General features: G+C 54.9%; 12 protein-coding genes and 1 tRNA gene. 10 read left to right on the forward strand and 3 right to left on the reverse strand.

Annotated features, from left to right (window positions below; all coding sequences use genetic code 11):
- Positions 1-28 precede the first annotated feature (28 nt).
- The 3 genes from VGH19_05845 to VGH19_05855 all read left to right on the forward strand — a co-directional run bounded on the left by VGH19_05845 (position 29) and on the right by VGH19_05855 (position 3739).
- Positions 29-817: an SDR family oxidoreductase gene (locus tag VGH19_05845; GenBank protein HEY1170875.1), complete on the forward strand. Its 789-nt coding sequence runs from the start codon at positions 29-31 to the stop codon at positions 815-817.
- A gap of 214 nt (positions 818-1031) precedes the next feature.
- Entirely contained in the window at positions 1032-2291 is a 1260-nt protein-coding gene (gene cls, locus VGH19_05850; GenBank protein HEY1170876.1) for a cardiolipin synthase, read from the forward strand.
- A gap of 1364 nt (positions 2292-3655) precedes the next feature.
- Positions 3656-3739, forward strand: a tRNA-Leu gene (locus tag VGH19_05855).
- Positions 3740-3741: 2 nt separating this feature from the next.
- Here VGH19_05855 and VGH19_05860 read toward each other — a convergent pair.
- From VGH19_05860 to VGH19_05870, 3 genes are all read right to left on the reverse strand, one after another.
- Positions 3742-6534, reverse strand: a complete 2793-nt coding sequence (locus VGH19_05860) for an AAA family ATPase (protein ID HEY1170877.1) — start codon at positions 6532-6534, stop codon at positions 3742-3744.
- A gap of 134 nt (positions 6535-6668) precedes the next feature.
- Positions 6669-11201, reverse strand: coding sequence for a polysaccharide lyase family 8 super-sandwich domain-containing protein (locus tag VGH19_05865; GenBank protein ID HEY1170878.1), 4533 nt, complete (start codon positions 11199-11201; stop codon positions 6669-6671).
- Between the two features lie 54 nt (positions 11202-11255).
- On the reverse strand, positions 11256-12254 hold the full coding sequence (locus tag VGH19_05870; protein ID HEY1170879.1) for a LysR family transcriptional regulator: 999 nt from the start codon (positions 12252-12254) through the stop codon (positions 11256-11258).
- Between the two features lie 71 nt (positions 12255-12325).
- Here VGH19_05870 and VGH19_05875 point away from each other — a divergent pair, with 71 nt between their 5' ends.
- The 7 genes from VGH19_05875 to ntrB all read left to right on the forward strand — a co-directional run bounded on the left by VGH19_05875 (position 12326) and on the right by ntrB (position 19648).
- Positions 12326-13426, forward strand: coding sequence for a CmpA/NrtA family ABC transporter substrate-binding protein (locus VGH19_05875; GenBank protein ID HEY1170880.1), 1101 nt, complete (start codon positions 12326-12328; stop codon positions 13424-13426).
- A gap of 84 nt (positions 13427-13510) precedes the next feature.
- A complete protein-coding gene (locus VGH19_05880) occupies positions 13511-14716 on the forward strand; it encodes an MFS transporter (GenBank protein ID HEY1170881.1) in 1206 nt (401 codons plus the stop codon).
- A 149-nt stretch (positions 14717-14865) separates the two neighbouring features.
- Positions 14866-16548, forward strand: coding sequence for a protein phosphatase 2C domain-containing protein (locus VGH19_05885; protein ID HEY1170882.1), 1683 nt, complete (start codon positions 14866-14868; stop codon positions 16546-16548).
- Between the two features lie 305 nt (positions 16549-16853).
- On the forward strand, positions 16854-17042 hold the full coding sequence (locus VGH19_05890) for a hypothetical protein (GenBank protein ID HEY1170883.1): 189 nt from the start codon (positions 16854-16856) through the stop codon (positions 17040-17042).
- A gap of 7 nt (positions 17043-17049) precedes the next feature.
- Positions 17050-18327, forward strand: a complete 1278-nt coding sequence (locus VGH19_05895) for a CmpA/NrtA family ABC transporter substrate-binding protein (GenBank protein ID HEY1170884.1) — start codon at positions 17050-17052, stop codon at positions 18325-18327.
- Positions 18328-18482: 155 nt separating this feature from the next.
- Positions 18483-18791 (forward strand): hypothetical protein, encoded by a 309-nt coding sequence (locus VGH19_05900; protein HEY1170885.1) that lies wholly within the window; start codon positions 18483-18485, stop codon positions 18789-18791.
- Positions 18792-18808: 17 nt separating this feature from the next.
- A complete protein-coding gene (ntrB, locus tag VGH19_05905) occupies positions 18809-19648 on the forward strand; it encodes a nitrate ABC transporter permease (GenBank protein ID HEY1170886.1) in 840 nt (279 codons plus the stop codon).
- Positions 19649-19651 lie beyond the last annotated feature (3 nt).

The following is a 19651-nucleotide window of genomic DNA, read 5'->3' on the forward strand; positions in this document are numbered from 1 at the left end:
GGCGCACCTCCTGCACTAGTATCGGCCCATGGATTTACGACTCACGGGTAAACTCGCTCTAGTCACCGGCTCCACCAAGGGCATCGGCTTTGCCATCGCCACCGATCTCGCCCGCGAAGGCGCTCGCGTCATCTTGAATGGCCGCTCGGAGAAATCCGTCGCCGAAGCCATCGTGGAACTCAAGAAGGCCGTTCCCAACGCCCTCATCGAGAGCTTCACCGGCGACCTCGCCACTGCGGAAGCCGCCGAAGCCTTGGTGAAGAAGTTTCCTCATGTCGAAATCCTCGTGAACAACCTCGGCATCTTCGAGCCGAAACCGTTCGAGGAAATCCCCGATGACGACTGGCGCCGCTTCTTCGAGGTGAACGTCCTAAGCGGCGTCCGCCTGAGCCGCGCTTACTTGACTGGCATGAAGCAGCGCAACTGGGGCCGCATCATCTTCATCAGCAGCGAGAGCGGCCTGCAGATCCCCGTGGAGATGATCCACTACGGCATGACGAAGACCGCCCAACTCGCTGTCTCCCGTGGCCTCGCCGAATCCTGCGCGGGCACCGCTGTCACCGTGAACTCCGTTTTGCCCGGCCCTACGCGCTCTGCAGGCGTGGAGGAATTCGTGAAAGAACTCAGCGGTGGCAAACCCTTCGCTGAATTCGAGAAAGAATTCTTCCAAACCGTCCGCCCCAGCTCGTTGCTGAAACGCTTCGAGACCCCTGAAGAGATCGCGGCCCTCGTCACCTTCGTCTGCAGCCCGAACGCCTCCGGCATCAACGGCGCCGCCCTCCGCGTCGATGGCGGCGTAGCCCGCTCGTGTTTCTAAGGATATTTTCGTGAACCGATAATGGTTCGATTTCGAGAGCAGGCAACAAATGTTCTCCCTCTCCCCTCAATGGGGAGAGGGGCAAGGGTGAGGGGTGAGCGCGCCAAGAGGTTTCTCTCGAGACAATACCTGCCTACGTTTATTCGCGTCCCTTTCCGTGTCCTCCATTTTTCCCTTTCCACTTTCCCCCCGTCTTCCACACTTCACCCCTCTGATGAAGTTGTTCCGTTCATTGGTCCTGCTGCTTTGCCTGACGTTTGCGTCCGGCTGCACGTCCTATTTTGCCAAACGCGTCAAATACCGCATCGAGCCTTCGCACGCCGCCGGCAGTCCACAATTCCTCCGTTCGTTGAGTTACCTCACCGGCCCCGGTTTGCTCGCCAGCAACAAAGTCACCAGCCTTGTGAATGGTGACCGGATTTTTCCCGCCATGATCGATGCGGTAAAAAAAGCCGAAAAATCTATCAACCTGGAAACCTATATTTATTGGTCTGGGGACATTGGTGAGGAATTCGCTGACTTGCTCATTCAGAAGGCAGAGCAGGGGGTTCGCGTCCGTGTGCTGGTGGATTGGTGGGGCTCCGGCGAGATTGTTTCCGGTCACTTCATCCGCATGCGTGCCGCTGGTGTGCAAGTGGTGAAGTATAATCCGCTCCTCCCTTGGCGCGTGCTTCGTGTCAATCACCGCGATCACCGAAAGCTCCTCATCGTCGATGGCAAGATCGGCTTCACCGGCGGCGCGGGCATCGCGGATGTCTGGCTTGGTAATGCTGAGCATCCCGGCGAATGGCGCGACACCATGTTCCAACTCGAAGGCCCCGCCGTCGGCCAGATGCAAGCCGTCTTCATGGACAATTGGAAGAAGGCAGCCGCCGAAGTCCTCGCCGGAGAAGATTATTTCCCTGAGCTCAAGCCAGCTGGCGATCAACTCGTCCAGGTCTTCGGCAGCTCCCCGCGCGATAACGTCGAGAGTGTTCGCATGATGTTTCTGCTCTCCATTGATTCCGCGCGCCACAGCATCCGCATCTGCACCCCGTACTTCGTGCCCGGTGAAGGCACTGAGGAAGCCTTGCTCCGCGCCTGCGAACGCGGCGTGAAAGTCGAGTTCATCGTCCCCGGCTCGAACACCGATGTCCCCTTCGTCCGCCACGTTTCCCGCGGCCACTGGGGACCGCTCCTCCGCGCTGGTGCGAAGTTCTACGAGTATCAACCCACCATGTTCCACACCAAGCTCATGATCGTGGACGACATCTGGGTCTCCGTCGGCTCTGCCAATGTGGACAACCGCTCCTTCCGCCTGAACGACGAATCCAACATGAACATTTACTCCGCTGCCTTCGCCGCCGAACAGGTGAAGATCTTCGAAGCCGACAAAGCCAAGACCGACGAAGTCACCTACGAGATCTGGAAGAAACGCCCCTTCCACCGCCGCGTCATGGAAGTCATAACAACTCCCTTCCGCTCGCAACTGTAGCCGCGTAAGAGTTCCGCCTTCAGGCGGTTTCCTATCCCATAAGCCCTATTAGTCCCATCGGACCCATAAGACCTATTTTCCCCCGTCCCTTTCTTCATTCTTGGGAGGCCGAACTTCGGCTTCCTAATTCTTCATTCCCCCGAAGCGGCCTTCCCGTCTCGTCTGCTTGATGCTCCCTCTTCTCGATAGCATCCTGTCCTGCGGCACTCTAGCTACCAGTCTGCACCTCCCGGATCCGACCCTCGCCAGCCACTCCAAAACACCTTCATTTCCACAAAGGCGGAGACTGTCTGGAAAGCTGGGTTGAGGTCGGCTGCGCCGGATGAATGGGACAGGGCTAGGCGTGGCGAGGGAGCATATCAATAAAAAGATACGTGACCGAGCCACAACAACGCCCTGGCCCATTCAGACCAGCAGACGGCCTCAAGACAGCTTTACAGCCAGTCTCAGGAACTATGTCAAAGAGCAATGAAACCATCCGATTCCTGTTGATGTATCTGGCCTATGGCTCCTCCTCACAGGGAGGCCAGACTCTAGCGCCGTCCAAGACCCGGCCGGTTCCGCAGTGGCTACTGATAGATTCCCCGGGCGGTCATAAAATCCTACACCGCCCGACGTCCACTTCACCCTCCAGCTTACGAGCCCTGATCCAGCACCCGATACACCCACAGATCCTGAAACATGGTAGGGCGAGGCTCCCGACGAGCCCTGACTATTTCACACGACTGCCCCACCGAACTTCAGAGCAGAGACTTCGAAGCTAAAAGCGCTTTTCGCACTTCCCACCTCACACCTCGCCCCTTTCCTGACGGTCCCATAAGGATTGCCCAAACGATTCCATTGAATCATTCAGCGGGGATTTCAGCCTTTCGTGTCCCTAACTCGAAACTCAAAACTAGGAACCAGAAACTTGGCCTTCGGCCCTTCCTTTACCGACAACGAGTTGTCAGCAATCCCACTATCCATCATACCAACCACTCAAACCACCGAAATCTGTTATCCCACAGCGACATTTCTCCCAACCTGTTGCGAAAGAGGAAAATTCAACCGATAATTTCTTAATTCCCAGCCTAAACCACGCCCGCCAAATTTACTAAGTAAACAAATCCGCCCCGTTTTCGCGTAGTTCGCGTGTTTCGCGGTTAATCTGGACCTGAAACATTAAATCTGAAACCTGAGACAATTTCTTCATTCGCTTGACCCCATTCGGTTGAAAAATTCCCCCTCCGCGTCCCAGATGCTCAAAACTCGAAACTCAAAACCAGAAACCAGAAACCTTCTGGCCTCCGGTGCAACCGGCTGAAAACTGAACACTGAAAACTTGAAACTCCCTCCCCGAAGAGGCACCTTCCTTCCCAGCGGATGCGCGAGTGGCGAAATGGCAGACGCGCCAGACTTAGGATCTGGTCCCGTAAGGGGTGAAGGTTCAAGTCCTTTCTCGCGCACCATTTTAGAATCCGTATTTTTCCATACGGAGTTTGAATGCTTCCTTGCCTCCTTCTGTTACTGACGTGATTTCCTCTTTGATTGATTCGCTGTCGATTGCGCCGACGGCTTTAACAATACCTTTTGTCTGGTCACCAGTCTTTACATAGTCACAGCAAACAACCAACTCAGCATCGCCGTTTACTACAAAGTTTGCACTATGGCTCGCGAAAACAAGTTGACGCCGGCATTTGGCTTTCCAAACAAGTTCCACAATATCCCTGACCATTCGGCTATCAATGTCGTCTTCGGGTTGATCTATTATCAGTGGAGCACCTGTTTGATTGAGTAAAACTGTTAACAGTGCAGTGGCTTGTTGCCCGGCAGAGGCATCTTTGAAATCTATGTATTCGTTTGTTTTTTTGTTGGAACAGTAATGAAATTTTGGATTGAACTCGAGTTCGGTTACTGACAGCTCTAGCCATTTTGAAGAGTCGAACATTGAGCCAATTCTGGATTTTTCACTTTCAATGAAGCCGTATTTGTCGAGTGTGGGCGTATTTGGTAGTGCGGTAGAGGCTTCGTTTGAGTGCTTAGCTAAATGTTCAAGGTCCGTCAGTATGGTGTTCCACTCGGAGAATGGGTCAGTGGAATTTAGGATGCCTTGACAGGCTCTATCGAGCTTTTCTTCTCGGACAATCATTCCAATGAATGCCTGTTTCAGCTTTTGGGTTAACTTGAATGTGTCCAAGCCTTTACTAAGGTCTGCTTTGATAAGCCCATCGGAAAGATCGGTAAATTGAGTGCATTGGCTTTTAAGTTCTGCGAGTTTTCTGGTGTGCAATTCGTCCCAATATTTTCGAAGAGTTACATAAGTTGCTTTGGGGTCTCCTAAGGTTGTTAGAGCGTTTTGTTTTTCGGTTTGCTGTTTTCGCAGGAGAGCAATCCGCTGCTCTAGCGTTTGGATTTGTTGCAGTTGAAGTTTGTTGTCATTCGCTTTCGTTTTAGTTTCCTCGTACTTTTTAATGAACTCCTCACGTAGATTTTCCCAGATGCTTACGGATTCGTTTATTTCAACTAGAGATTGCGGACTGAGTAGATTGGACAAGGATGTCACTGCTGATTCTATTTCCAGAAATTTTGCATTGAACTTCTCTTGGACCTGTCTGATCGCTTCTTTGTTTTCAATGTCTTCGGGAGGGTCGTTTTTCTGTTCTGTTTCATTGAACGAATCTACAAGTAGTTCAATATTGCTTTTGGCAATTGCGAGCTTGTTGTGGAGTCCTTCAATTAAGCCTTCTTCGAGGTCGTATTTCGATTTTAAGTTGATCAGTTTTTGATCTTCCTCAGAAAGTCCCTTAAGACTATTGCGTAAAGCTGTTAGCTGCTCTGAGAGAGAGGTGATTTCGACATTGTTTTTTTGAACTTCTACTTCAATTTCGCTCATTCGAATTGAATGCCCGTATGCGGCGCGCATATTCGCTGCTGTATTTCTCAATTCCGAGCGAATGTCGTCGAGTTTCTGCTTTATTGGTAGCTCAACGAATCGTTTTAATTCATCGACACGCACTCCCACACTGCTGAGTTGTTTTTGGCTGTAAGCCTGAATCGGAAGCAGGCTGCGGATTTGCTGCTCAGTGGCTGGACTGAAATCGCTGCTTCCGATTTGGAGGAAAATTTCGTTTTTCTTCGAATCTCTCCGGACTGCATGGTGTACTCCATTTAGATAGAATCCTACAGTTACTTCGCCATCGACCTTTTGAAGCGTGTTGTCGATAAGATTTTTTCTCTTGGTTTGAACGACATCAATTTCTTCACTCTCAATAGATTGATCGCATAGTCCCCATCGTAGGTACTCAAGGATGGTGGATTTCCCGGTTCCCCTGCCGCCGATAATTGCATTCAGTTGCTGATTTAGATGGAGATCAATTTTTCCAAGGAATTTTGAGTTGGAAACCTTTAGATATGTTACCCAAATGCTAGGCAGTGCTGGTTCGTTATGGGATAGCCGTGATTGTTTTGCCAGGCATGCTTGCCGCAGTGCCTCCGCAGTCGGTACTGACCATTTTACATATGTGCTTGGCACTCCTAGTTCAAAATGGTTGCGGTCACGGTTATCGGAAGTTTGGAAGACAGCAAGTGCTTTGAAGCCATTGTTAATTTGGCGGCCTTCAAAGATGTTTTTATGGCCGGTTTTGGATTTGGCGTAATCTCCATCAATATAACCACCCACACACCTCATTTCCTGATAGTGCTTGGTGAATCCATCTCGAAAAATTGTTTTGTAGCCTTCAGAAGTGACATTCGGAAGAATCGTGAACTTGCCTTTTAGCCACAGGTGTTGGTTGAGTGTTTCTTCAAGGTTGTTGAGCCCGGTGATTGAAGTTGGTGACACTGATGTGACGGATGGGAGCTTACTTTTGGAGGGATCAACCTGCGCAATTGTCAGAACGGTTAAAACGTCGTTTAGTTTGGATTCGTCGAAATGCGCGTCTAAAATAACTATGACTTGGCAGGGAGGAGATGAAAGTGTCAGTTCTACTCCGGGAAAAACAATGATTTTTTCCTCCTCGGGAAATGGTTGACCATCGGGGGCGATTTCCTCTTTTGCTGCAGTTCGTATGTAAGGGTAGAAAACGAAATCGTGATGGTCCGTTATCGCGATTGCATGCAGACCTTTATCTCGACAAGCTTGGATAAGCTCTTTCGCATAGGCTTGTCGTTCTTCTGGTGTTATCGCTTCAGTTCCAGACCACTGTGAATCTCTTGGCGTGTGAACCTGAAAATCGCATTTATAGAAATGAGCACCTTTGTCCATATCCCTCTTGGAAAGCAGTGGTTAGCTGCAGTTTGTTCAATCGGGATGATGCACTCAGGGGATTGAGAGTCAAAAGCAATCGACTGTAAGCTGCAAAACGGCATGGTGCTGTCTGAGTTGCATTCCATCTGTGGTTAAAGCCCCAACACCACCTTCACCCGATAAAACCTCCGCTCTCCACTTGCAGGCAAACTCACCGCCACCGCCTGATTATTCCCCACGATATCAACGTACCCCGTTACCGCCGTCCACACCGTGGGATTCCCGAACTCCGTCGCATACTCCACCGTATAACGCCGTGTCAGCCCCGCATACGCCACACCTTCCGCCTTCACCGCGGTGAAACTGAAATTCACCATCCCACCCGCGAGGGCAGGGGACATCCGTTCCGCATCACCCGTCTGCGGATTCGTCCCCAGCACATACTCCTGCGCGTTTGTGAAACCATCGCCATCTGCATCCCCTGCATCATTATTGCTCGCAGAACCGAAGTTCTCGATCCGCCAGCTCTCCAGCGGACTGAACACCGTGACATTCACCGTGTTCGTCCCCGATTGCCCCGCGAAGTAAGCTGTTGGCAATCCAGCCAGCTTCGTCACCTCACTCGCGCTGAACGCCGTGTTGAACATCGCCAGATCCGCCAGCGGACCTTTCCACCAACGATCCCACATCGCACTGCTTGTGGACGTGCTGACTCCGCCAAAGCGCACCGTCTTGCTATTATCGAAACTGAACGCGAACGCATTATCGCTCCCCGCCAACGTCCCATCCACATACAGACTCAGCGTGCCGCTATTTCGCACGATGGCGAAGTGATGCCACACATTCGCCGCCACGTTCGCCTTCGTGATGCCCACGTCCTGCGTCGCGTTATTGTAGTTACGCAGCTCCAACGTGTTGCCCGTGCCATAATAACCCAACGTCATCGCGCTGTTCCCGTAACCGCCCGATTCACCCACCTGCACGATGAAATCGATATTCGCCGTGCTCGCCCGTTTGAACCACCCACCGATCGTCCAATCCCCATTCTTCAAGTCCACCTCCGTCGTCGTCAGCGCCCGCTCCAATCGCGCCGCTCCCGCCGTGCCATTCTCCGTCAGATAAATGCTTTGCCCCGCTTGCGGTGCAAAGATCGTCGGCACATCGGACGTATAAGCCGCGCTCCCTGTCCCTACGACCGTCACCGTCGCCTCCCGCCCTTGCCCCGTCGTATCCGTGGCATTGCCCGTTTGGAAATCATAGAGGAACAGCGCGTTCTCTCCGTGCGACTTATCCTTCACCATGTAAGTGAAATTCGCCGGGCCATTGTAACCTGCCGTCGGCGTGAACCGCGCCGTGTAACCATCCGCCAGCAGCGTCACCGTGCCATTCTGCGGCGCGCTCACGGCGAAGCGCAATTGTGCCGTCGGCGTCTCCACATCACTCACCAGCGTGCGCAAGTCCACGTCCACCACCGTGCTCTGGGGAGTTGTAACCGTGGTGCTGATCGCATTGGGCGCATAAGAAACCTCCACATGATGCACCAGACTCGTGCGGCTCAACCCATTCGCATCCATCGCCACAGCCGTGAGTTGATGTTGCCCGCCCGGAAGGCTCGTCGCCAATTCATAAGGTACACCGTTGTTATCCGTGCCCAACAAAGTGGCTCCGTTGTAAAACCTCACCTCCGTCACCGCCCCATCCGTCGCGATGGCATTCGCCGTGATAGTTACTGGTCCGGCTTGCGGATGATACGCTCCATCTGTTGGGCTCGTGATTTTGACCTCAGGTGGAGTGTGCCCCACTGCCAGAGTGAGGTGAGGTCCATTTGAGGTGAGGCTGTTTTCGCTCGAGGCGTAAGACACATAACCATCCGCTGTCTGTGTGGTGGCAGAAATCTTGAAAGATATGGGCCCGGTATTGGTTATCGTCTTGCCGAAACCGAAAACTAGGGTGGCGGCAGAAACCGGTGTCCAGGTCGCCAATGCCGGACCTGTTGCAGCGGGAGCGTTGTTCCAGGTGACCGCTGTTTCCGACCAGCTCGTATCTGGCACCAGATAAACTCCATGCACTCCAGGCGAACTCGCCTGCAGACAGTAGAGCCCCATCGACAAGCTGAACATGATGCCGCCGACATCGGGTATATTGAAACGAACGTAAGCCTCACGGTTAAACCCGGCGCCGCTCTTCTTGATGACAAGATTGGAGGCATTGCCGTAATTCGAATCTTTGTTGGCATCGTTATCGTATGTGTAAGTATCCGCCTCCGCGGGGATGGTCACGAGCTGCGGTTCACCACGATAAAACCGAGCCTTGAACGTTTTCCCGTTTGAGCCGTTCACGTTGATCGTCATGTCGATCGTGTGCGATAGGGGGTCTAGGCTGATGCTCGGATCTGCGCTGATGCATGTGCCGACCTTGGCGATTTGCAGCTTGATGGTTCCGGTATTCGCCTGCGTAGGGTCACTGACCGCCACGTCGATGAATGCACCGTCTTCGCGCACCAGCACCGAGCACTTTTTGTTCGCTGTGATGCCACCCACCGTGCGGGTCGTATCCGTCCAGAAATTTGCCGCCGTGATGCCCAGTGTCGTTTCCTGCACGGCTTGCATATTTCCGGTGTTCGTCAACACGATGACCTGCGGATATTGGGCGTAAGTTTTCGTGTGTCTGGCCGAGCGTCCGGGGAGCAGTACGTATTGGTAGGTTGCGTCTAATGGGTTCGAGCCATGATCTAACGTCATCCGCAGATAGTTCCGCGTGATCGGCGTGGTGGAGCCACCATCATCAATATCTGAGATTGCACCCGTCCGCGCCTCCCGTACCGCTCTGATTTCCGTGGCTTGCGGGAAATAATAACCGATGTCATCGCCCCCGACATGTCCTGCGAGGTGCGCCCAAGCAGTGCCGCCTAGTGTATCAGTCCACCCAAGTGAAGACGGCAGCTTTGTGTCATTCACCGTGAACGCATTCGCTCCTGTGCTGGAGATCTTGCGATTCTCTACCGTCGTCTCAATTGGCCGCCCATCCGTGCTCGTGATGCCCGCACCGAGACACACGATCTCATCATCGAACATGAACCACGATTTCTTCCCCGTCAGCGTCACCGCTACGCCCTTGAACTGCATCCCAGCCGCGCCAAATTTATCCAGCGTCGCGCCACCCACCCAGTTATGTGGCGAGAGCGTGTTCTGCCCCTGCGCGCGCGGTCCGATGGACGCCGTTTGATGCGGCAGCTTGCTCTTCGTCACATCCACCGTCACGCCGGGCAAGCGATACGCATCGATCGTCGCCCAATAATTATCCCCATACTGGAGCAGGTCGGAATTATAGAGAATCGTCATGCCATCACCCGTATACCAGCCCTTGAGATTTTCCCCGTTGATCGATTCAAAATTCGCGATCCGGGTAGAACTCATGCTCAACCCGAAACCATAACCCGCCCCCAGATGCACCACACGATCCATCTCCGGGAACGTGAAATGCGTGATCAATTCACCACGCCGTACGATATCTCCATCATTCATCAAGGTCTGCGCCATTTTGATCGTGGGCAGCGGACGGTTGCTCACAAAATCCCGCACCGTATCACTCAACGCCCATTCCTTGATCATGCTCTTCATCCGCGCCGCATCCGCTGCCGGGGCGAACTGCGCCACCTGCATGATGGAATCGATCATCGAATGTCCCGTTGCCTGCGCATTCGCTCCAGATCGTCCCGCCTCCCGTCCGCGCACCAGATCCCACGCAGCTCCGCGATAGATGATCGGCTCGAACGAATCGAAAACCCAGCGATACACATTCTCCTTCAAAGGATCCGTCACTTCCCACGTAGAACCCGCCAGCAGATTCATCACCGGTGCAATAGTCCCCAACAGGCTGGCCCCATACCCCGCGGTGTAAGGATGCGTCGCGTGTTGCAGGAAAGAACCATCCGTATAGAAACCATCCCCGCTCGTCACATACGGAAAAAGTGCGCTGAACGCATCCCGCGCTGCGATCAGTTTCGCTCCATCCTTCACCACCGTTCCGCGTACCGCCACCACGCGGATCTTCCACATCCGGTTCGCCCCCGTAAAAGTCCCTGTGCTGCCTCCCGTTGCCTGCGTCGTCGCCGAAGGCGTGAACTTCTCCACCGCCCCCATGTAATTGGAAAGCTGGGTGGAACTCAGCTGGTCATAGAGCAATACGGCGATGTCCGTGAGGTGCATCGGCGTGCCGATCTCGAAATCCCACCAGTTATCGTAGATGACCTTCGTGGAGTTGTAATAATTGGCATGCATCCAATCCAACGCACTGAGGAGATCGGCGAGCAACGTGGCATTACCTTGGAGCGAGCAACCGGGAGTAGCATAGGCGAGCGCCATCGAGCGCAGTCGTCCGTAGGAACTGGTGATGTTCGCAGAAACCGTGGAACTAGCCAGATCACTCCACAGATAAGTGCGGGTAGGGGACTTATCCATGCTCGACCAGTTGGAATTAGCCCCGTTCGCGATGCTCGTCAGCTTCGGCGCGATGATCGGATCCAGTGGATCATAACCCGCTCCCACCATCGTATCGAACCACTTCTGCCGCACTGTGTCATACTCATCTGCACGCAGCGTGGCGACGCTCAGCAAAAGCCAGCACAGCACCCCATAGGCACAATACGCCCATGGCTTTTGGTACAACTCACGAACAGGGGTCATCGGGCTTTAAGATAGACCTGCTTTGACCCGAGACAACCCTGAAAATATGAGATGCTAAGCCGCCTCCCCAACACTGACACCTTCCGAGATCGCGATTTTCCTGGATAGCTCCTCCGTCACCGATTCGCACAATCCCAAAAACGTCTGCTCTGCGAGACTCAGGTGACGGCTCTTCCACTGCAGCACGCCCCAGTTCCGTTTCAGCTTGCGACGACCCAGTGGCAACGCCACCAGTGAACGCTCCTGGATTTCTTTCTGCGCGATCCACGGTGCCAGCACGCTGATGCCCAAGCCCAACTTCACCAGTTCCTTGATCGCCTCCATGCTGCCGAGCTGCATGAACGTCTTCAGCTCATAACCTTCCTGAGCAAAATATTCATCCACCGCACCGAAGGTGTAACTATGACGATTGTACAGGATGTAATTCTGCTTCGGTATCTCCAACCGGTTCACCTGGTTCTTCGCCGCCCACGGATGCAACGGACTCACCAGAAACATCAGCTCATCATGGAAAAGCGGATGAAAAGAAAGTTGCTCATCCAGTTTCGGCTCAAGTGTGAGGGCCAAATCCACACGATGATTGCGGATCATCTCCACGAGGGCAGGGGAATCACCCGGCTCGATCGTCACGATACAATCCGGGAAGCTCTCCTTGAACTCCCGCAACACCGATGGCAGCACGTATTGGCACGCCGTCGTGCTGGCTCCGAGACGCAACCGGCTCCGGCCCCATTTGCCGAGATTTTCCAGCGAATCCCGCGCGCTATTCATCTCCTGTAGTATTTTTTCCGCGTACTGCAGAAGTTGTTCACCTGCGAGCGTCAGGGAAACTTTTTTGCCCACCCTGTCAAAAAGTCTACACCCTACATCATTCTCCAAAGCCTTCATAGAATGACTGACGGCGGACTGGGATAGGAACAGTTCTTTGGCGGCAAGCGTGAAGCTTCCCGTTCTGGCAAGGGTCACAAAGGCCCTTAATTGGCGGCTATCGAGCGGCTGGTTCATGGATGAAACTGGTTCATGCTCTTCATCGAAACAATTCAGAGCATTCATTGGGCCAACTTCCAAAAACTGGCACGCAGAAGGCTACACAGACCGCCGGTGAGCAATTTGTGACACCTTTTATGACCATTCGTAACCGGTCCCAGCGTAACGTGAAGCGGCTAAAAATCGGCTATGTGCCGCTGATCGACTGCGCGCCATTCCTCGTCGCGCAGGAGAAAGGCTTCTTCGCGCGTTACGATCTGAACGTGGAACTTTCCCGCGAACCAGGCTGGGCCACCATCCGGGATAAGGTCATCTATGGTGAGCTGGATGCCGCCCATGCCGTCGCCGGAATGCCCTTCGCTGCCACGCTCGGCCTCGGCTCCATCGTCTGCGAATGCGCTACCGCCCTCGTCCTGAACCTCCACGGCAACGCTATCACGCTCTCAAAGGATCTCTACGAACGCGGCGTCCGCGATGCTCGCACCTTGAAGCAGGTCATTGATCGCGATCGCGGAGAACGCACCTACACCTTCGGCGTCGTCTATCCTTTCTCCTCGCACAATTTCCTCCTGCGCCAATGGCTTCGCAGCGGTCGCATCGATCCGGATAAGGACGTACATATCGTCGTCGTCCCCCCGCCGCAGATGTTCGCCAATCTCCGGGCCGGTAACTTAGATGGCTATTGCGTCGGTGAACCGTGGAACTCCGTCGCTGTGCGCGCGGGTATCGGCTGGTGCGTGACCACCAGTGCGGAACTCGCTCCGAACCACCCCGAGAAAGTTCTCATGGTGCGCAAGGAATTCATCGACCACCACGCGGATGAACACACCCGCCTCGTCGCCGCCATGCTCGAAGCCTGTGATTACTGCGACAATCCCGAGCACCGTGATGAACTCGTGAACATCCTCTCGCGCCCCGTCTATCTGAACGTCCCCGCGCAGAATCTTCGGCAAAGCCTGACCTCCACGTTCGATTGCGGTTACGGCCGCACGCGTCCAACCACAGATTTCTTGGTGTTCCACCGCCATGGTGCGAATGAGCCCTCCATGGACAAGGCCGCGTGGGTCATCAATCACCTCATCCACAGCGGCATGGCTACACAACCGGATGGCATTGTCCGCAGCACTGCCAGCAAAGTATTCCGTCAGGACCTCTACGAAGAAGGGCATCAGATGTTCTCTGAATGCCGCCGTCCGCTCTCCATCGCCAACGCCGGTAACCAGCCACTCGTCGTGTAATTAAGCAATCAAGCAGAGATGGCCGGTAAAATGGCCACTAACCCGTATAGGGGTTTCTCACGCTTTTCTCCATGAACAAAACGAATGAATCTCTCTGAAATTAAGAAAAACGGTCATTGGCCCACACTTTTCGCGGCCTTCCTCTACTTTGACTTCAGTTTCATGGTGTGGACGCTCCTCGGCCCGCTCAGCGCGCACATCGCCGAGGCCCTCAAGCTGAATCAGCAACAGGTCGGCCTCATGGTCGCCATCCCCAGCTTGGGCGGCGCGATTCTCCGCATCGCCCTCGGCTTGCTCGTGGACCGCATCGGCGCGAAGAATACCGGCATCCTCGCCCAATGTATCGTCATCGCCGGTCTGGTGTATGCATGGCTTGTGGGCTTGAACTCCTATCCTGCGATTCTGCTCATGGGCTTCAACCTCGGCTTCGCCGGTGCGAGCTTCGCTGTGGCATTGCCGCAGAGCGGTCGTTGGTATCCACCTCACATGCAAGGCACCGTGCTTGGTCTCGCAGGCGCAGGTAACATCGGTGTCGTGCTGGATTCCCTCATCGCTCCGCGTCTCGCAGAAGCCTACGGCTGGCAAGCTGTGTTCGCTCTCGCCCTTATCCCCGCCGTGCTCGTGCTCATCGTTTACATCGTGATGTCCAAAGAGCCGCCCGGCAAAGTGAAGCCCAAGACGCTCTCCGATTACGTCACGCTCCTGCGCGATAAAGACACACACTGGTTCTGCTTCTTCTACACCGTTACCTTCGGCGGCTTCAGCGGGTTGGCTTACTCGCTCGTCATGTATTTCCACAACGAATATCAGCTTTCTAAAATTCAAGCCGGTGACTTCGCCGCCCTCAGCATCGCCGTGGGTGCCTTGGCACGACCCATCGGTGGCGCGCTCGCCGATCGCATCGGCGGCATCCGCTCGCTGCACTTCGTTTACGTCTTCGCCGCCATCTTCCTCGTCTGCGGCGTGATGGTGCATAACCTCTGGCTGAACGTCCTCTTCTTCTTCCTCGCCGCAGGAACCTTAGGTTGTGGCAATGGCGCAGTGTTCCAACTTCTGCCCCAGCGTTTCAGTCGCGATCTCGGCACCATGAGCGGCTTGGTCGGTGCGGGTGGTGGTCTTGGCGGCTTCCTCCTTGCGCTGGCACTTGGTTATTCCAAAGGCCAGACCGGCAGCTATATCATCGGCTTCACCAGCTTCGCCGTCCTCTGCCTCGTGGCGCTCGTCGGCCTGCAACTGGTCAAGAAACGCTGGCGCACAACCTGGGGCGCCCAATCCGCTGCCCGCATTTAAAATGCCTGCGAGCGAATGGTCGGGAAGCTTATGATAGGCTAAGTCGCTCACTATTTCCCTCGCCCCTCGGAGGGGAGAGGGCCGGGGTGAGGGGTGCCCGTATTGCCGTAAAGCACAGATATTTTTAAGCACGGACCTTTAGTATTAAAATGCCCCTTACCGTCCCCAATGCAACGAAGCCTCTGGCCGCCACCCGTCTGCGCGTCCACGCCACCGCCTTCGTCATCAGCAAAGACGAAGCCGCTCCGCCCGATGACTCCGTCACCTCGGAGACCTATCCCGATGGCCTCTTCCTCGCCGTCCTCGCCGATGGCATGGGTTCCGCCCGCCACGGTCGTGAAGCCGCACAACGCGTCACCAGCGCCTTCACCACCCATTTCGCCAGCCGCCCGCGCGCATGGCCGCTCGCGAAAGTGCTGGAAGAGATCACCCGCCAACTGAACCGCCTTCTGTATCAAGAAGGCCAGGCGCGCTTCGGACAATCCGAGCTGGGCACTACGATTGTCGCCGCCTTGCTCGATGGCAATCGCCTGCACGTCATCCACGCGGGTGATTCCCGTTGCTACCTCTTCCGCAAAGGTAAGCTACACCAGATCACCCAAGATCATCGCGATACCAATCCCGGCTGCGAACATCATCTCATCAAAGCCCTCGGCATGATCGGCGAGATCACCCCGGATTATTCCGTGCATGATCTCGCTAAAGGTGATCTCGTCCTGCTCAGCTCCGATGGTCTCAGTGACGTGTTGAAGGAAGATGCGCTGACTGAACTTCTTGGCAAACAATCCTCCGCCCGCAGTCTGGCCAGCACCGCCCGCGAACGCGCCACACTCGAGCAACTCGACGACATCTCCGCCGTGCTCGTAGAAGTGATGGAAACGGGCGCTTGCTCTGATGCCTCCGAATCCCTCCCCATCGCCGGACAATTAAAAGCCGGTGACCTTGTGGATGGCTTCACCCTGCGCCGCAGCTTCCGCGAGAGCGACCGCATCTGGCTTGCCTCCCGTGCTGGCAACTCCTACGTCCTTAAATTCGCCCCCGTCGAAGCCGCGACCAATGAGCCCTTGCAAGCCCAGTTCCTCCGCGAGATATGGCACGCCACGCGATTGCAGGCAGAATACTTTCCGACCGCCTTTCTGCCAGATCCCTGCACCTATTGTTACTACGCGCAGGAATATCTCCACGCCCCGAACCTCCGGCAGTATCTGAAAGACCATGGTGACTTGGCCGTGGAAGAAGCCGTTCGTTTGGGCGTCTTCCTGCTGAACGCAGTTCAGTTTCTCGTCCGCCATGATTTCGTTCATGGCGATCTTAAGCCAGAGAACATCGTCGTCATCGGCACCGGCGCGGAGATGCGTTTCAAACTCATCGACCTCGGCAGCGTCGCCGAAGTCTTCAGCTTCAACCGTCGCGCTGGCACTCCTAGTTATTTAGCTCCTGAACGCTTTCACGGAGCCGCCCTCAGTGAGACCACGGAGATCTTTGCGATCGGTGTCACATTATATGAAGCACTGACCGGCCGTTTACCCTTCGGCGAGGTGGAGCCGTTTCAAACTCCCGTGTTCCGCCAGGTGCGTCCTCCCTCTACCACCAACCATCATATCCCGCAGTGGTTGGACATGATATTGTTACATTCGCTCGCGATAGAGCCGAAAGACCGGTATCTCAATTACAGCGAGATGCTGTTTGATCTGGAACACCCTGAAAAAGTGCGTCCTTTCCATCAAGCCGACACGCCGCTGATCCAGCGCGACCCGTTGAAGTTCTATAAATACGGGTTCTATTTCCTTCTGATTACAGTGATTATCCTGCTTTTTATGCTTCTCAAGTAGTGCTTCCTCACGGTCTTCGCAGTTTATTTTTCTACACCCTGTGCTGCTGCGAAATCACTGTTTTGCTTAAATTTCGCCAAATCGTTTCTGGCAACTGTTCATTCCTGTACTTCTCCGCGAGACGTCAAATGGTTTCGTGATTCAAACGTCCTGCGTCTCTTCATGGGTTGTTCATACGGTTCTGCTTTGGTTTCAAGGCAGATAAGTGGTCCATGAGCCGCATTCATCAATTTGAGAGATAGAATGTGTGGCGTTGGTGGCACGCCATTCGAGGTGCTGGCATGCCGGGAGCTTAAAGGCGCGGCATGGTGACCGAGAAGTCAACCGTCTTGCTCAGGCCGATGATGCGCACGAACCGCACGCGCGGATGGTCGCATATTCTCCTGACGACTTCCGAGTGCGGCCTTGGCAAGTCCGCGCTGGAGACCGCCGTTGCCAGTCTCGCCCGCCGCCGTCTTTCCGGCTCTATCGCCTCCAATAAAAACACCCGCTAACGAACACATGAAACAGAAGCCAACCAACTCCTCACTCAGCCGCCGCAAATTCCTCGGTGTATCCGCCAAGGGCCTCACGCTCGGCGCCTTGTTCTCCGGCCTGCCCAAAGGCTGGGTCGGCAGCACCTACGCCAGTGATGCTCCGGAGACTCCAAAACTTAAATGCGGCATCATCGCCCTGACGGATTGCTCGCCATTCGTGGTCGGATCTGAAAAAGGCTTCTTCAAAAAGTATGGTGTGGACGTGACGATCGCGAAGGGTGCCAACTGGGCCGCCATCCGCGATTCACTTTCCTCCGGCGATAATCAGATGACGCACATGCTGATCGGCATGCCGATCGCCTCCACGATGGGCCTGCTCGGTTCCCCCAAGAAACCGATGATCATTCCTTGGCTGGTGAACCGTAATGGTCAGGCGATCTCGTTGAAGGCCGAGCTCAAAGGAAAGGTCAGCAACGATCCGAAAGCGTTGAAACCTTTTGTAGACAAGGCCAAGAAACTCGGTGAGCCGATGTCTTTCGCCATGACTTTCCCGCCTGGCACGCACGCCATGTGGATGCGCTACTACCTTGCTGCGGGCGGCATCAATCCTGACAAGGATATCTCACTTCTCACTATTCCGCCTGCACAGATGGTTGCCAACATGAAGATCGGTAAGATGGATGGCTTCTGCGTGGGTGAACCTTGGAACGCCCGTTCCATCGCGGACAAGATCGGTTTCACCTCTGTCACCACGCAAGATATCTGGAAGGATCACCCGGAGAAGGTCTGCGCCTTTACCGCCGATTTCGCGGCCAAGAATCCCAAGACCGTGAAGGCGGTGCTCAAAGGTCTGCACGACACCAGTGTGTGGCTGGATGATCTCAACAACCGTCCGGAACAATGCGAAATCGTCAGCAAGCCGAACTTCATCAACTGCGACAAGGAAACCATCCTCGGCCGCTTGCAGGGCAAGATGGACTACGGTGACGGCCGCACCATCCAGGATGAGTTCTACATGCACTTCAGCAAGCGCAACTGCAACTTCCCGCAGCCGTCCTACGCCAAGTGGTGGCTCACCCAGTTCCGCCGTTGGGGCATGGTCACGGGCAAGCCGGATTACGATGGCGTGGCCAAGCAAGTCATGCGCGGCGACATCTACACCGAGGCGATGAAGGAAATCGGTGTCACTGATCGCGCCCAAGATGATTCCGGTTGGGAGATGTTCGATGGCGTGAAGTTCGATCCAAAGGGTGATCTCGAAGCTTACGCCAAGGGCTTCGCTGTGAACAACGCGAAGGGCTGATGATTAGGTCCGGAATGAACTCCAACAAGAAACACCACAGAATGTCAGTAGTGCCATCACCCTCGCCCCTCGGAGGGGAGAGGGCCGGGGTGAGGGGTGCCGGTGTTTCTTACTGGATAAGCAAGACGGACTTAAACCTGAACAGTTAGAAATCAATGAAATCCTCCACCGGCAACCGCAACCTCTGGCTCGCTGCACTACGTCAGCGTGTCGTCTGGATGCGCGTGCTAAAGGTCGGTCTGCCGGTGGGGATTCTGCAATCGATCATCAATCAAGGTGATGTCTGGTATCACCATCAGGCCACCGGCCTGACACTTTTTAAGACAATCGTCTCTCCGCTTGTCACCTCCAGTGTGGCCTTGGTCGCTGCGGCCGCTACTTGGGTGGAAAGGCAACGTGAGACGGAGACTTACACCACGGTCGTTGTGCGGGTGGAACCTGAAACTGCTGAAATTTCCCGTTAACTTAGAATTTTATACTTATGAAATCATTTAAACTCGACTGGTTGATCTTGCCGATCGTCGGCGCTCTCCTCGTCATCGGTGCGTGGCACTTGGCGGCGGGCAAGAAAGTCGTCGTCAAAGACGCGGAAGGTAACGTGACTTCCGAAGAGCGCGTCGGAGCCATCGCCGCGCTGCCGAACGTCAAGGAGACGTGGGAATCCAGCAAGCCGTATGTGATGGAGCCCTTCGCCAAGCGCGGTGAACTCGATCAAGGCATCCTGCGCTTCACCTGGCTCTCACTGATCCTCGTGGCGAAAGGCTACTTCCTCGCGCTTATCATCGGCACGCCCTTGGGCTTCTTTCTCGGTTTGTCCAAGTCATTCACTAAGATGATGGACCCGATCATCCAGGTGTTGCGCCCGGTATCGCCGCTCGCATGGTTGCCGCTCGGTATGGTGCTTTTCCTCGGTGCGGGCAAGAACGCGAGTGATCTCGCTGCGCTCTTCACCATCGCCATCTGCGCCATGTGGCCCACGGTGCTGAACACCGCTGTGGGTGTGCGTGCCATCCCGCAAGATTACCTGAACGTCGCCAAGGTGCTGAAGCTCTCCAAGTGGAAGACGCTCACGAAGGTAATGATCCCCGCCACACTGCCTTACATGTTCACAGGTTTCCGCCTGAGCCTTGGTATCGCTTGGCTCGTGATCGTGGCCGCGGAGATGCTCACGGGTCGCCCGGGTGTCGGTGGTTTCCTCTGGCAGCAATACAACGCGCTCATCTATGAGCAGATCATCTTGTGCATCCTCACCATCGGTCTGGTCGGCTTCGTGCTCGACCGTCTGATGAGCGTTGTGGAACGCCGCTTCAAGACCGCCTAACAA

The sequence above is a fragment of the Verrucomicrobiia bacterium genome (assembly GCA_036405135.1).
In the GTDB taxonomy this organism is placed as follows: Bacteria; Verrucomicrobiota; Verrucomicrobiia; order Limisphaerales; family JAEYXS01; genus JAEYXS01.